General features: G+C 71.1%; 13 protein-coding genes. 7 read left to right on the forward strand and 6 right to left on the reverse strand.

The annotated features are described in order from the left end of the window. Positions 1-185: 185 nt before the first annotated feature. Entirely contained in the window at positions 186-581 is a 396-nt protein-coding gene (locus OG386_RS07545; protein ID WP_328787384.1) for a hypothetical protein, read from the forward strand. A 341-nt stretch (positions 582-922) separates the two neighbouring features. Here OG386_RS07545 and aspS read toward each other — a convergent pair whose 3' ends face one another. Continuing rightward, the gene (gene aspS, locus OG386_RS07550) at positions 923-2,242 is read right to left on the reverse strand and encodes an aspartate--tRNA(Asn) ligase (protein WP_328787385.1); all 1,320 of its coding nucleotides are present in this window, start codon (positions 2,240-2,242) and stop codon (positions 923-925) included. A 425-nt stretch (positions 2,243-2,667) separates the two neighbouring features. Between aspS and OG386_RS07555 the strand changes: the two genes are divergently transcribed. After that, positions 2,668-2,865 (forward strand): hypothetical protein, encoded by a 198-nt coding sequence (locus tag OG386_RS07555; RefSeq protein WP_328787386.1) that lies wholly within the window; start codon positions 2,668-2,670, stop codon positions 2,863-2,865. Between the two features lie 421 nt (positions 2,866-3,286). Here OG386_RS07555 and OG386_RS07560 read toward each other — a convergent pair whose 3' ends face one another. After that, positions 3,287-4,933, reverse strand: coding sequence for a hypothetical protein (locus tag OG386_RS07560; RefSeq protein ID WP_328787387.1), 1,647 nt, complete (start codon positions 4,931-4,933; stop codon positions 3,287-3,289). 552 nt (positions 4,934-5,485) lie between these two features. Here OG386_RS07560 and OG386_RS07565 point away from each other — a divergent pair. The 3 genes from OG386_RS07565 (at position 5,486) to OG386_RS07575 (ending at position 7,513) form a co-directional block, all read left to right on the forward strand. Continuing rightward, on the forward strand, positions 5,486-6,010 hold the full coding sequence (locus tag OG386_RS07565) for a TetR/AcrR family transcriptional regulator (RefSeq protein ID WP_443053302.1): 525 nt from the start codon (positions 5,486-5,488) through the stop codon (positions 6,008-6,010). A gap of 76 nt (positions 6,011-6,086) precedes the next feature. After that, positions 6,087-6,992, forward strand: a complete 906-nt coding sequence (gene lgt / locus OG386_RS07570; RefSeq protein WP_328787389.1) for a prolipoprotein diacylglyceryl transferase — start codon at positions 6,087-6,089, stop codon at positions 6,990-6,992. Between the two features lie 14 nt (positions 6,993-7,006). Then, positions 7,007-7,513 carry a hypothetical protein gene (locus OG386_RS07575; RefSeq protein ID WP_328787390.1) on the forward strand — a complete coding sequence of 169 codons (507 nt, stop codon included), beginning with the start codon at positions 7,007-7,009 and terminating at the stop codon, positions 7,511-7,513. A 109-nt stretch (positions 7,514-7,622) separates the two neighbouring features. On the opposite strand, the gene ppk2 is transcribed toward OG386_RS07575, so the two are convergent. After that, positions 7,623-8,417, reverse strand: coding sequence for a polyphosphate kinase 2 (gene ppk2 / locus OG386_RS07580; RefSeq protein WP_328787391.1), 795 nt, complete (start codon positions 8,415-8,417; stop codon positions 7,623-7,625). A gap of 180 nt (positions 8,418-8,597) precedes the next feature. On the opposite strand from ppk2, the gene OG386_RS07585 reads away from it, so the two are divergent. Then, positions 8,598-10,280, forward strand: coding sequence for a sensor histidine kinase (locus OG386_RS07585; RefSeq protein ID WP_328787392.1), 1,683 nt, complete (start codon positions 8,598-8,600; stop codon positions 10,278-10,280). Positions 10,281-10,301: 21 nt separating this feature from the next. Here OG386_RS07585 and OG386_RS07590 read toward each other — a convergent pair whose 3' ends face one another. Both OG386_RS07590 and OG386_RS07595 read right to left on the reverse strand, forming a co-directional pair. After that, complete coding sequence (locus OG386_RS07590; protein ID WP_385283812.1) at positions 10,302-10,796, reverse strand: pyridoxamine 5'-phosphate oxidase family protein; 495 nt, start codon at positions 10,794-10,796, stop codon at positions 10,302-10,304. A 10-nt stretch (positions 10,797-10,806) separates the two neighbouring features. Then, the gene (locus OG386_RS07595) at positions 10,807-11,133 is read right to left on the reverse strand and encodes an STAS domain-containing protein (protein ID WP_328787393.1); all 327 of its coding nucleotides are present in this window, start codon (positions 11,131-11,133) and stop codon (positions 10,807-10,809) included. 264 nt (positions 11,134-11,397) lie between these two features. Here OG386_RS07595 and OG386_RS07600 point away from each other — a divergent pair, with 264 nt between their 5' ends. Beyond that, positions 11,398-12,111 (forward strand): response regulator transcription factor, encoded by a 714-nt coding sequence (locus tag OG386_RS07600; RefSeq protein ID WP_328787394.1) that lies wholly within the window; start codon positions 11,398-11,400, stop codon positions 12,109-12,111. A 68-nt stretch (positions 12,112-12,179) separates the two neighbouring features. Here OG386_RS07600 and OG386_RS07605 read toward each other — a convergent pair whose 3' ends face one another. After that, on the reverse strand, positions 12,180-13,055 hold the full coding sequence (locus tag OG386_RS07605) for a universal stress protein (RefSeq protein WP_328787395.1): 876 nt from the start codon (positions 13,053-13,055) through the stop codon (positions 12,180-12,182). Positions 13,056-13,144 lie beyond the last annotated feature (89 nt).

The following is a 13,144-nucleotide window of genomic DNA, read 5'->3' on the forward strand; positions in this document are numbered from 1 at the left end:
GGCGGGCTTTCAGCCGGCGACTCCCCTGTCCGTCCGTCTCACCGAAGGTCGACCGATGAGGCTTCCACGTCCTGGCCGAACGGAGTGGAGAGGAACGACGTCGCCTGCGCCTCCAACGAGCTGTGCCAGGCGGTGCCGAAGCGTCACGGGTTCCGGCCGGAACCCAGATGCCGCATGATCGAACGATGCTGGTCGAACTGGTGAAGGTCGCGAAGTTTCCCCGGAGTCCCTGGCTGGCCCAGGTCCGGACCCCGTTCGGAGAGACCATGGTCCGCTGGTGCGGCGACACGACTGCGGAGCCCGGCGAGTACCACGTCGAGTGGACCGTCGACGAGGACATCGCCTGGGGCCGGAACGCGAAACCGGCCGTCGGCTTCGGAGCGGGTGTCCGGCCTGGGGGGCACTGCGTTGTCCTGCGAGGACGGCTGAACCCAACCGTGGACGGCGCCGCCGTGCTGGACTTCGATGGAGCGCAGATCCTGCTGGACCTTGCTGATCCACTTCCCGAAGGTGTGGCCGACACGTGGGTCGAGCTCTTCATCGAGCGCGAAAGGATCGCTCTCTACCCGTACGAGCTCTGACGGGAGGGCTGATCCGCCCCTGGACGCGATTGCCCGCACCCGGGCGGGCAAGGGCTACGGCTGTGACATGGGCCGCCGTCTGTCGCGACAAGGACGATTCGCCTGCTGCGTGCTGGGCACCGGCATCGAGCATCGGGCGCCGGCTCATGCGGATCTCGTCGACTGGGCGGACCGGGGCATGGATCCCCAGGGCCTGGGCGCCGCAACGCGCTGAGGCAACGGGCTGGCTTGCCGTCCCGGCGCTCGCTGACCCCCGCCGCAGTAGTGCCGGGCAGGGCCGGGCCCGGTGGCCCTCGGCCCGGGCCCCACCTCGCACTGCGCCGTTACCGTTGTCCCCTGGCTCAGGGGGTGAGGCGGTTCGGGCCGCGGAACAGGAACGCGGCCTCGCGGATGGAGTCCAGGCCGAGCATGACCATCAGGATCCGACCCAGGCCGGCGCCGAGGCCGCCGTGCGGCGGGCAGCCGAAGCGGAAGATGTTCATGTAGTCCTGCATCGGCTCGGTGTTCATGCTCTTCTCCTCCGCCTGCTTGAGCAGCACGTCGGAGCGGTGCTCGCGCTGGGCTCCGGTGGTGATCTCCAGGCCCTTCCAGAGCAGGTCGAAGCTGAGCGTCAGGTCCGGCCGGTCCGCCGGACGCATGTGGTAGAAGGGCCGGATGCTGGCCGGGTAGTGCGTGACGAACACGAACTCGTGCCCCGTGAGCTCCTTCATGTGCGCGGCGACGGCCCGCTCACCCTCCGGGTCCAGGTCCTCCTTGACGCCTTCGGGGTCCCAGCCGCCGGCCCGCAGGATCTCCTGCGCCTCGGCCATCGTGATCCTGGGGAACGGAGCCTCCGGCACCACGACCTCGATACCGAAGACCTCCCGGATCGCCTCGCCGTGGACCTCGGCGACCTTCGCGATGGCGTGGGCGAGCATCCGCTCCTCGAAGGCCATCACGTCCTCGACGTCGTCGATCCACGACAGCTCGACGTCCACGCCGGTGAACTCGGTCGCGTGGCGTGAGGTGTACGACGGCTCGGCGCGGAAGACGGGGCCGATCTCGAAGACCCGGTCGATGCCGGCGGCCACGGCCATCTGCTTGTAGAACTGGGGCGACTGCGCGAGGTAGGCCGAGCGGTCGAAGTACCCGAGCTTGAACACCTCCGCGCCGGACTCCGAGGCGGTGCCCATCAGCTTCGGCGTGTGCATCTCCGTGCAGCCGTGTCGCACGGCGTACTCGCGCAGCCCCTGCTCCAGGGTCGTCTGCGCGGCGAACACCAGCTGCGCGGTGGCCCGCTTGCGCACGTCGAGGAAGCGCCAGTCGAGACGGTGCTCGGGGCCGGTGTGCTCGTCGATCGGCAGGGGCGTCTCCGCCCTGTTCAGCACCTCGACCGTCTCGGGGACGATCTCCAGGCCGCCCAGCTTGACCTGGGGCGCCGCTACGACGCGGCCGGTGATCCGGACGGCGGACTCGGGGGTGAGCGACTCGATGACGGCTTCGAGCGGGCCGCCGCCGTCGCGCTTGTGGGTCACCTGGACCATGCCGGAGTGGTCCCGCAAGATGAGGAACTGCATCGTGCGTTGCAGCCGGAGCGCGTTCACCCAGCCGGAGACGGTGACGGTCTGGTCGAGGTGCGCGCGTAGGTCAGAAGCCAGTACGCGGCTAGTGGTGTGGATCATCGCAGCCCTCCAGGGGCGTCGTCATGATCCCTTGGAAGCGTGGGCGAGAAGGGTACTCGCGGTGCCACCACGCCTTTGCCACCGCCGGACAGCGGCGGCCTCATTCAGCCCGATGACGGGGGCGAACCGGCGGGGCATTGGGCCCGAGGGCCTTTCCTCCCCGCGCTCGGGAGGGTCTTCACCACGGGGCACGAGTCCGCCTTCACAGCTACCGGCGGCTCTCTCTCCTCGCGTGATCCGTGGCTACTCGTCTCCGTCAACGCATTGAGATGAGGATAGGGACACGGTCATGTGCAACACAACGGAAATGATCGGCACACGCTTCTCGCATCAGCTCACCGGGAGCGGAGCCGCACGCTGCTCGGCGTAGCGGGTCTGGCGTCACGGATCACGCTCGTGGATCCGTACACCGGGTCCCGCAGCGGGTGCTGACGAGCCGGTGCGCCTGTGGGCTCGACAACCGGGCCCAGCTGTGGCCCGAACGGCACCTGGTCGACCCCATCGCCCCGCAGGAGCTGCCGGACGACCGGCTGCTCATCGCCCTCGTGGAGCACCAGGAGCACCAGGCGCACCGGATGCGCATCGTCGGCGCCGAGACGTGCATGGAGATCACCGCCCCATGACGGCGGTGCCGTGCGTGCGCCCGCGGGCGGAGGTCCTCCCGGCCTCGCTCACCCCTGGCGGCCTCGCCCTGCTGCACGGTGCCTCAGGCACCGTCACGAAGGACGCGGGCGACACGGCGCATCCGCCCGCCCGGCATCCCCCGGTGGCCCTGAGACCAGCAGGTCCACCGGCCCCGGGGCGCGGGCATAGCGGTCGGGGACCTTTCCCTCGGGGCGCACGGACGGCAGGGGCCGCCGCGGCACGCGCCGTCGGCTCCCGTCCCAGGAGACCACCGCCGGCCGGACCCCGCTCGCCGCGACCGGGCCGGGCCGGGTGCCGCACGACCCGCCCGGTACCCCCGTGCGGCGCAACGCGACGGACGGCGGGTGGGGCAAGAGGCCACCCCTGACCGCCCGTCACGCAGCCGGCCGAACGCCCTGATCAGGAATCGGCGCGGAACGCCCCGTGGACGCGCAGGTCGCCGTTGATCGCTACCTTTCCGTCGTTCGTGTGCATGATCCAGTCGCCTGCGTTGCGGACCGACAGGTGCGCGCCGGCGTTCACCTTCCCCTGCAAGCGCGACTCGCCTTGAACGCGCAGCATGCCGAGGGTGGTGAGGTCTCCGGTGACGGTGACCGTGCGGTCGGCCTTCACCTCGCCCTCGGCGTCCAGGCGGCCGTGGACGATCAGTCGCGGCGGGCCGTCCTGAGTCTCCAGCACGTTGTCGACGCTCAGCCCGCCCTGGAGGGTGAGACGTTCCTTGACCTGGGCCCGGTCGGTGACCACGTCGTTCAGGTCCGCCTTGGCGGCGGCGACGGTCCCCCACTGGCGGGTCCCGGAGCCCTGGAACACGTTCATCCCGGAGGCCGGGAACTCGATCCATCCGTCGGCGGCCGTGCGGCCCTGCACCCACTTGGTGTTGATGCCGTTCACGTCAGCCAGGTCAGCGGCGACGGTCCCCCAGTCCTGCTTCCCGTCCTTGCGGACGTTCACTCCCGACTGCGGGAACTCGACCCATCCCTTGCCCGCGTCCCGGTCCCCCACCCACTGGGTGTTGATTCCGTTCACGCTGATCTTGTCGGCCGTGACGGTTCCCAAGTCACTTCCACCGCCGTGGCCGACCCTGATTCCGTCGGACGGGAACCGGATCCACCCGGCGTCGCTGTCGCGCCCCCGGACCCACGCGGCGGTCACGGTCTCGGCGTCGGCCTTGGCGGCGGAGAGGGTGCCGAGGTCGCCCGCGGCGTCGCGGATCAGGGAGCCCTGCGCGGTGAAGACGATCCGGCCCTTGTCCGTCGTGCCCTCGACCCACGGGCTGTGGATTCCGGTCGTCGCGGTGACGCTCTCGAACTCGGGGCTGCGCAGGTGGACGGTGGTGGTGAGGAAGTAACCGGGCTGCTGCCCGCCCGGTGAGGTGGCGATCAGGGTGTACGTGGCGTCGCGCTTCGGCTCCTGACCCGCCGCCGGCGACCACTGCCAGCCGGTCGTGCCCTGCGTCGGCACGACCGCCTCCGGGGGGCCGTCCGGACCCTGGATCCGGTAGGTGAGGGTGTCGGGCCCGTCCCATTGCAGGACGACGTCCTGACCTCCGGCCACCAGGGACTGCTTCGCACGGAAGTTGCGCGGAACCTTGGGCAGCTGCTTCAGCAGGCTCAAGGTGACGGGGTTCTTCTGCACCCTGGCGCCGTTCGCCGCCCTCTCCGTCACGCGCAGGAGCACCAGTCCCGCTGCGCTGGAGACGGGGAAGCCGTCCAGGACCAGTGCCATGGAGCCGGCCTCCTGGAACAGCGTGTTCGGTCGGGCGGTCACGGTGAGGACACCCGTGTTGTCGTCCCAGGCGACGATCGGCTCCTCCCCCTGCTTCGTCGCGGTGTTCCGCTCGACCCGCGCGGTGATCGTCTTCGGATTCGCCGTCAGGTCACCGTCCGCCTGGCCGCAGGGCACGCGTATCTCGATGGAGTACCAGATCACCTCGTCCATGGTCGGGTTGGAGACGACGATGTAGACCGATCCCTGGCGTTCCTCGCCCGCGACCGGCACCTGGAGCGGAGCGGGATCGGTGAGTACTTCGTAGTGCAGAGAAGCCATCGCTGAAGACCCCCTGTGTGCGCTGTCCGACGCTCGCCCCCGACGGGCGCAGCCCCTCCAGCACAACACCCGCCGGACGATCCGAGACCCTGATCCAGCCCAACCGGCGCGAAACAGACGTGTACTGGCCGAATCGGGAATCTCCTACTTTTCGATGGCGTGGCCCACGGCCGCCGTAGCGTCCGCCAGGACCCGTACCGGCCCGCTGAGGCCCGCCTCCCGTCTCTGACCCACCACGCAGAGCAGCGGCCGGGGTCGCGTGGCCGCGGCCGGTCGGAGTCCGACACGCTCCGCCCTTGACGGCCAACACCGGTGGCCATACCGTGAGGCCACGCGCGGCTAACACTGTTAGCCGTTGCGATCGGTCGCAACGCGAGAGGGCCGCAGTGAACACCGGTACAGCCGTCACCGCGCTCGGGTTCCTCACTGGACCGGGCCCGTTCCCACGTAACCCCGCAAGGCGCACCCCTGGAATCCGATGTCTCACGGTGGCCGCATCCGGCATCGCGATCGCGCGGACGGCCTGCCGTGCCTGACCGCGCGCAGCAGATCATGGCCGCCGCCCGGGAGCTGCTCGACGCCGAAGGGCCGGATGCGTTGTCGATGCGGCGCATCGCCGAGCGCGTCGGCATCCGGGCGCCTTCCTTGTACAAGCACTTTCCTGACAAGGCCGCTGTCGAGGCCGGACTCCAGGTGCAGGGGATGACCCGGTTGGCAGAGGAGCTGGAGGCGGCCGAAGCCGAGATCGGCGTCGAACCTCCCCTGCTCGTGCTCGCCCGCGCCTACCGACGGCATGCTCTCGCCAGCCCGCACCTCTACCGCATCACCCACGGACGACCGCTCGCCCGCAATGCACTCCCCGAGGGGCTCGAAGACCGCGCGGCGACGCCGCTGGCCCGCGCGGTGCACGGCGACATCGACATCGCGCGCTCGTTCTGGGCATTCGCGCACGGCATGGTCGTGCTCGAACTCGACGGCCGCTTCCCGCACGACGCGGACCTGGACGCCGCATGGCGCACCGGCTGCGAAGCGTTCGCCCGAACGATCCGGAACGGGACCGCGGAAGACACCAGATGACCGCCATGGCCGAGGGGCCCGTTCCCGGTACGCCATGCCCACCCATCCGCTTGACCGAGACCTCCACGGAGCGACCATGGATCTTGCGTACCTCCCCAGTCCTTCGACCGGGGTCCTTCACCTCGGCCCGGTCCCGTTGAGGGCGTACGCCTTCTGCATCATCCTGGGGATATTCGTCGCCGTCTGGCTCGGCAACCGGCGCTGGGTCGCGCGGGGCGGGCAGCAGGGCGTCATCGCGGACGTCACCCTCTGGGCGGTGCCGTTCGGCATCGCCGGCGGACGTCTCTACCACGTGATCACCAGCCCCGACGCGTACTTCGGCGACCACGGCGAGCCGATCCGCGCCCTGTACGTGTGGGAAGGCGGGCTCGGCATCTGGGGCGCCATCGCCCTGGGCGGTGTCGGCGCGTGGATCGGCTGCCGCCGCCACCGCATCCCCTTCCCCGCCTACGCGGACGCCGTCGCCCCCGGCATAGCCCTGGCCCAGGCGATCGGCCGCTGGGGCAACTGGTTCAACCAGGAGCTCTACGGCCGCCCCACCACGCTCCCCTGGGGCCTGGAGATCGACCGCGCGCACCGTCCGTCCACCATGCTCGACACCGCGACGTACCACCCCACCTTCCTCTACGAGTCCCTCTGGAACATCGGCGTCGCCGCACTGGTCCTCTGGGCGGCCCGCCGGTTCACGCTCGGGCACGGCAGGGCCTTCGCCCTGTACGTCGCCGCCTACACGGTCGGCCGGTTCTGGACCGAGTACCTGCGCATCGACGAGTCCCACACGTTCCTCGGCCTGCGCCTGAACGGCTGGACCTCGGTCGTGGTCTTCCTCGGCGCCATCGCCTGCCTCGTCGTATCGGCCCGCCGCCACCCGGGCATCGAGGACGTGCCGCGGCCGAAGGACGAGGTCGGCTACGAGAGGGCGGGCGAGCCGCGCCCGGGCGTCGCCGTCACGGCAGGAGGAGCGAGGAGCGACGCAGGATGACAAGTAGTCGAGACATGGATCCCATTGCCCCGGAGTCGGCTGATGAACCGTTCCTGACGGCGGAGGAGTACGAGGCGGTACGGGAGGCCGTCCGCACCGTGGCCGGGTCGAGCGGGGCTCGGCAGCCCCGGACGCCGAACTCGCTCCTCGAGCAGTGGAACGAGTTGGTGGACGAGGTGGAGGAGGGGTACGGATGGTCGGCTCCGGAGCTCGCGAACGATCTGGGATGTCGCACCGCGCTGGCCCGCCTTTGGCGTCTGCTGCCGCCGCGGGTCCGTGCCGTCCGGCAGCGTGAACTCGAAGAGATCGACCGAAGGTTCCGCTCCGCCACCGTGGACTGGCCGGGGCACGATGACCCAGAAGGACTCTGGTGGCTGCGGCGCGTGCCACGACGCCTCGACGCGGAGACCAGCGGGCGCAGCGCGCACGGCTGGCCCCTGGGGTGGGAGGTCATGGCGTTCCCGAAGCCGGAAGCAGTAGAGATCACCGACTGGGGAGCGGCGGGAGGCGGCGCATCCTGATCAGGGCCGCCACGCCGGCCGGCGCCGGTGCGTCCCGGCGCGCAGGTCGGCCGGGCCACGACCGGCCGTCCCGTCCCTCCGGCAACTCCGCATCGAGGTCTGCCGCGCCTCAGGCCTTCCCGAGCGTGGACGCATGGTCGGGAACGGCGTTCTGAAGCCCTTTGGACGGGCGCTGGTAGCCCGTCGAAGGGGGCCGGGACGGCAGGGTCAGCGAAGGCAGCGCCACGTCCTCGTACGGGAGCGTGGAGAGCAGGTGGGCGATCATGTTGAGCCTCGCGCTGCGCTTGTCGTCGCTCTCGACCACGTACCACGGGGAGTCCACCGTGTCCGTGTGGACGAGCATCTCGTCCTTGGCCCGGGAGTACGCCTCCCAGCGCGTGAGGGACTCCAGGTCCATCGGGGAGAGCTTCCACCGACGCAGCGGGTCCTCGGTGCGGCGGCGGAAGCGTTCCTCCTGCACCGCGTCGCTGACGGAGAACCAGTACTTGCGGAGCAGGATCCCGTCTTCCACGAGCATGTGCTCGAAGACCGGGCACTGGCGCAGGAAGAGCCGGTGTTGCGCTGGCGTGCAGAAGCCCATGACGTGCTCGACCCCGGCGCGGTTGTACCAACTGCGGTCGAACAGGACGATCTCGCCGGCGGCGGGCAGGTGCTCCACGTAGCGCTGGAAGTACCACTGGGTGCGCTCCCGCTCCGTGGGCTTCGGCAGCGCCGCGATGCGCGCCACGCGGGGGTTGAGGTGTTCCGCGACACGCTTGATCGTGCCTCCCTTGCCCGCTGCGTCGCGGCCCTCGAAGACGACGACGAGGCGGGCGCCTTCCACACGCACCCACTCCTGGAGTTTGATCAGCTCCGTCTGGAGCCGCAGCAGCTCGTCCTCGTACACCGCCTTCTTCAGACCCACGGCGTCTCCTCCCCTTCGTCGTCCGGCGCTGCGATCAAGTGAGTCACGGCGGGCATCCGTGCGCAACAACACCCATCGGGCCCGGGCGTGTCGATACGCTGACCGTGGATCGGGCAACCGAGCGAGCCGCCGGAGGGAAAGCGCGTGGGTGTGGGGAATCCGTTGACCCGGGTACCGCGGATGCGACTGGACGAGCTGCTGGACGAGCTCCAAGTGCGCATCGACGCGGTGCGCGGTACCCGTGACCGGGTACACAGCCTCCTGGAGGCCGTCGTGTCGGTCGGGCGGGAGCTGGACCTGGCCCAGGTGCTCCGGCGGATCGTGGAGGCCGCCGCGCTGCTCGTCGACGCCGAGTACGGCGCGCTGGGCGTGATCGGCCCCGACGGCCGCACGCTCGCCCAGTTCCTGACCGTGGGACTCACGGACCGGGAGATCGCCGGGATCGGCCCCCTGCCGGCCGGCCACGGCCTGCTCGGGGAGGTCATCCACCACCCGGAGCCCCTGCGCCTCACCGATCTCGGCGCGCACTCCTCGTCGTACGGCTTTCCGGCCCATCACCCGCCCATGCGCACGTTCCTGGGCGTACCGATCCGGGTCCGCGACGAGGTGTTCGGCAACCTTTACCTGACCGACAAGCGGGGCGGTCTCGACTTCGACACCGAGGACGAGACCGTGATCTCCACCCTTTCGGTGGCGGCGGGCGTGGCGATCGACAACGCGCGGCTCTACGAGGGCTCGCAGCGCCAGCAGCGATGGCTGAAGGCGAATGCGGAGATCACCGAGAGCCTGTTGTCCGGTAGTTCGCGCCCGGCGGTGCTCGAGCTCATCGCCCGCCGGGCACAAGAGATCACCGCGGCACGCATCGCGGACATCGCCATGCCCGTGGCCGGTATCGACGGCCTGGTCGTGGAGTTCGCGGCCGGTACGGACGCGAGCGCGCGGCGGGGCCTCGTCGTCCCCTTCGCCGGCACGCTCTCGGGAGCGGCGCACCGGGCCGGCAAGCCCGTCACGGCCGTGCTGCCCTCGGCCGACGAACGCTACCCGGCCGAGGCCCAGGCGCAGGACGGATCGGGGCCCGCCGTGGCCGTCCCGTTGGGCACCGCGGGCAGCGAGAGCCGGGGCGTCCTGCTGCTCGCGCGCGCGGCGGGAGAACCGGCTTTCGGCGACGGAGAGCTGGAGCCCCTCGTGGCCTTCGCCGGTCAGGCCGCGCTCGCCCTGGAACTGGCGGAGCGGCGCCGGGACGCCGAGCAGATAGCCCTGCTGGAGGAGCGCGACCGCATCGCCCGCGACCTGCACGACCTGGCCATCCAGCGGCTCTTCGCCACCGGCATGACCTTGCAGAGCGCCGCCCGGCTCGTCGAGCACGAAGGGGCCGCCGAACGGGTCGGCCGCGCGGTCGACGACCTGGACGAAACCATCAAGATCATCCGATCGACGATCTTCGGACTCCGCACCAAGGACCGCGAGGGCGAACCCGGTTTACGGGCGCGCGCCGCCCGGGCCGTCGGCGACGCGGCCACCACCCTCCGTCACCCGCCGCGCCTGAGCATGGAGGGCCTGCTCGACACCGACGTACCGGCGCACATAGCCGACCACGTCATGGCCGTACTGGGTGAACTCCTCAGCAACGTCGCCCGCCACGCGCAGGCCACCCGGGTCGGCGTGACCCTCAAGGCCGGCCGGGACGAGATCATGCTGGCCGTCTCGGACGACGGGAAGGGCCTGCCGGCCCAGGGACGCAGAAGCGGCTTGCGCAACCTCACCGAGCGGGCGCAGAGCCTGGGCGGGTCCTTCACGCACGAGACTCCCGATGAGGGGGGCACCAGGCTCGTCTGGCGGGCGCCCCTGCGCACCGGGAGCTGAGGACCGGGGCGCCTGCCGGGTTCAGCCCCGGGCCGCCGGCACCAGCCGCGTCGGATCCGCCTCCAGCCGAAACCCGGTGACGAGGTCGGGGTGGATCCGCAGGGCGCTGGTCATCGGGCGTGCCACCCAGGGGCGTAGCAAGTGCGCGTACCGGTCCACCTCGTCGGTGTCGACCACTGCCCTCGCGTAGCCGGTGATGACGACGCTCCAGCCGAGGTGGGTGACGGGATCGATGTCGTCCGCTTCATAGGCCACCACCACGCCGGGGGCGTCGGCGGGCGCCGCCAGGGAGGCCAACGCCCCGCCGTCGTGGATCCGGACGATGATGTCCTCGCCCTCGACGAGGTGGTTGACCGGCCGGACGGCGGGCAGCGCGTGCTGCGTGAAGACGATGCGTCCCAGGGACACCGTCGAGAGCAGCCGCAGGGCTTCGGCCCTGTCCAGCTCCCGCATGTGCCGGGCGGCGGTCATGTCACCGATCCGACCGCCGGGTCGCCGTAAGGCTTCCTGATCCATGGTGTGCACCTCACAGAACGACGAACTGCAGGTCGCGGTCGGCAGCGAGCACCCGCATGGACTTCACCACCAGGGGCGGAACGTCGCACAGCAGGAGGCACGTTCCCTCGGCACGGCAGCGGCGGTGGAGACGGATGAGGAGGTCGATGCCGGCGCTGTCGCAGAAGGAGAGGCCGCACAGGTCCAGGACGATGTTGCGGTGGCCGGATCCGGCGAGCTCGCGCAGGCGCGGAGCCACGTGCCCGACCGTGAAGAAGTCGAGCTCTCCGGCCAGGGCGATTCTCAGACCGCGGTCGTCGCGGCCCACGGTCTTCAGGTCGATCAAGGCGGTCGTCATGGTGTCCTCCGCGCTGCGTGCGGCTCCGTCGAGTCGCGCCGTTCCCCGTGCGCCCTCAGTTCATCCGGTGCGGCGTGCACCCGGGAAGGCCCGGCAGGCCCTGCGGACAGGGCCGAAGGTCCCTTCTTCCGGAGGCTTCGACCGCCCCCGCCGCACCCGGCGCCCGGCCGATGAGGGCCGATCGGCCCTGTCCGTCCGGCCGTAGGGGAGGCAGGATGCCGGTGTTCGTGCGTCAAGGACGGACCCAGGCTAAGGAGTTGCGTCATGACCGGCAGCGGTGTCCCCTCCCCCGCGACGGAGCCCATCAGCGTCTTCCTGCTCGACGACCACGAAGTCGTACGCCGGGGCGTGCACGACCTGTTGGACGCCGAGCCCGACCTGACCGTGGTCGGTGAAGCGGGCACGGCGGAACAGGCGTTGATCCGCATCCCCGCGCTGCGCCCCCGGGTCGCGATCTTGGACGTACGGCTCCAGGACGGCGACGGGGTGAGCGTGTGCCGGGAGTTGCGCTCGCGGATGCCCGAGCTGGCCTGCCTGATGCTCACGTCGTTCGACGACGAGGAGGCGCTGCTGGACGCCGTGATGGCGGGGGCCTCCGGCTACGTGCTCAAGCAGATCACCGGCACCGACCTCGTGACCGCCGTCCGGACGGTGGCCTCCGGACAGTCGATGCTCGACCCCGGGGCCACCACGCGGCTGATGGCCCGCATGCGCGGCGACGTGCCCAAGGAGGAGCAGGCCCCGGGGCTTCCCGGTTTCACGGACCGGGAGAAGGAGATCCTCCTCATGGTCAGCGAGGGTCTCACCAACCGGGAGATCGGCGGGCGGCTGTACCTCGCGGAGAAGACCGTCAAGAACATCATCTCGCGGCTCTTCATCAAGCTCGGCGTGGAGAGGCGCGTCCAGGCCGCGGTGATCGCCAGTCACGCGCTGACCCCGCCCGGCCGGCACCCGGCCCCGGCCCCGGCCGCCGAGTAGGAGCCGTCCGCGGGAGGAGCCGGGCACGCCGTACGGGCGCGTGCCCGGCTCCGCCTTCGGCCCGGTGGTCAGTGGTGCGGGACGACGGCGACCGGGCAGGCCGAGTGGTGGAGCACGGCATGGGCCACCGACCCGATCCGCACGCCCACCGCCGACTCGCGGACCCGGCGGCCCACGACGAGCAGTCGGGCGTCCGACGCTTCGGACAACAGCACGTGGCCGGCGCCACCCCGCTTCACGTGCGCGACGACCTCCACCTCGGGGAACCTCAGCCGCCACGGCTCCAGCGCCTGATCGAGCGCGGCCTGCTCGAACGGCTCCAGTCCGCCGAACTGCTCGGCGATCCACATCGAACCGGGGCTGTAGCCGTAGACCGGAGGCGGGCTCCAGGCCCGGACCGCGCGGAGCGGGACCTTGCGCGCTGCGGCCGCCTCGAAGGCGAAGCCCAGTACCTCGGCGGACTCCTGCACGCCACCTTGCTGCCCGACGACGACCTCGCCCTCGTCGCCCCCGAACACCGGCTTGCCGTCGCGGGCCCGGACGGAGACGACGGGGCACTCGGCGGAGGCGATCAGCTGCTGCCCGTAGGAGCCCAGCAGGAAGCCTGCCAGCGCGCCGTGCCCGCGGGTGCCGAGCACCAGCATCTCCGCGCCCTTGGCGGCGTGCAGCAGGGCCGGTACGGGAACGTCCGGCACCACTTCCGCGGAGAGCGAGAGCCGCGGGTGTCGGCGCGTGAGCCCGGCCTCCGTCTCCTCCAGGATCTCCTGGGCCCGGCGAGCCTCGGTGCCGCGGTCCTGGACGACCGGGACGGCGAGCGGCTGCCACAGCCAGGCGTGCACCACGTGCACGTGCATGTCGCGGCGCACGGCTTCCCGCGCGGCCCAGTCGGCAGCGGCCCGGCTCTCGGCGGAACCGTCCACTCCGACGACGAGGGTGCGCTTCACAGGTCTGTCCTCCGTACTGATGCGCTAGGCATCGGGGTCACGGGCTGGAACGGGTGGCGCCGGCCGGGGAGGACCGGGCGCCACCGGGA

The sequence above is a fragment of the Streptomyces sp. NBC_00273 genome (assembly GCF_036178145.1).
Classification (GTDB): Bacteria; Actinomycetota; Actinomycetes; order Streptomycetales; family Streptomycetaceae; genus Streptomyces.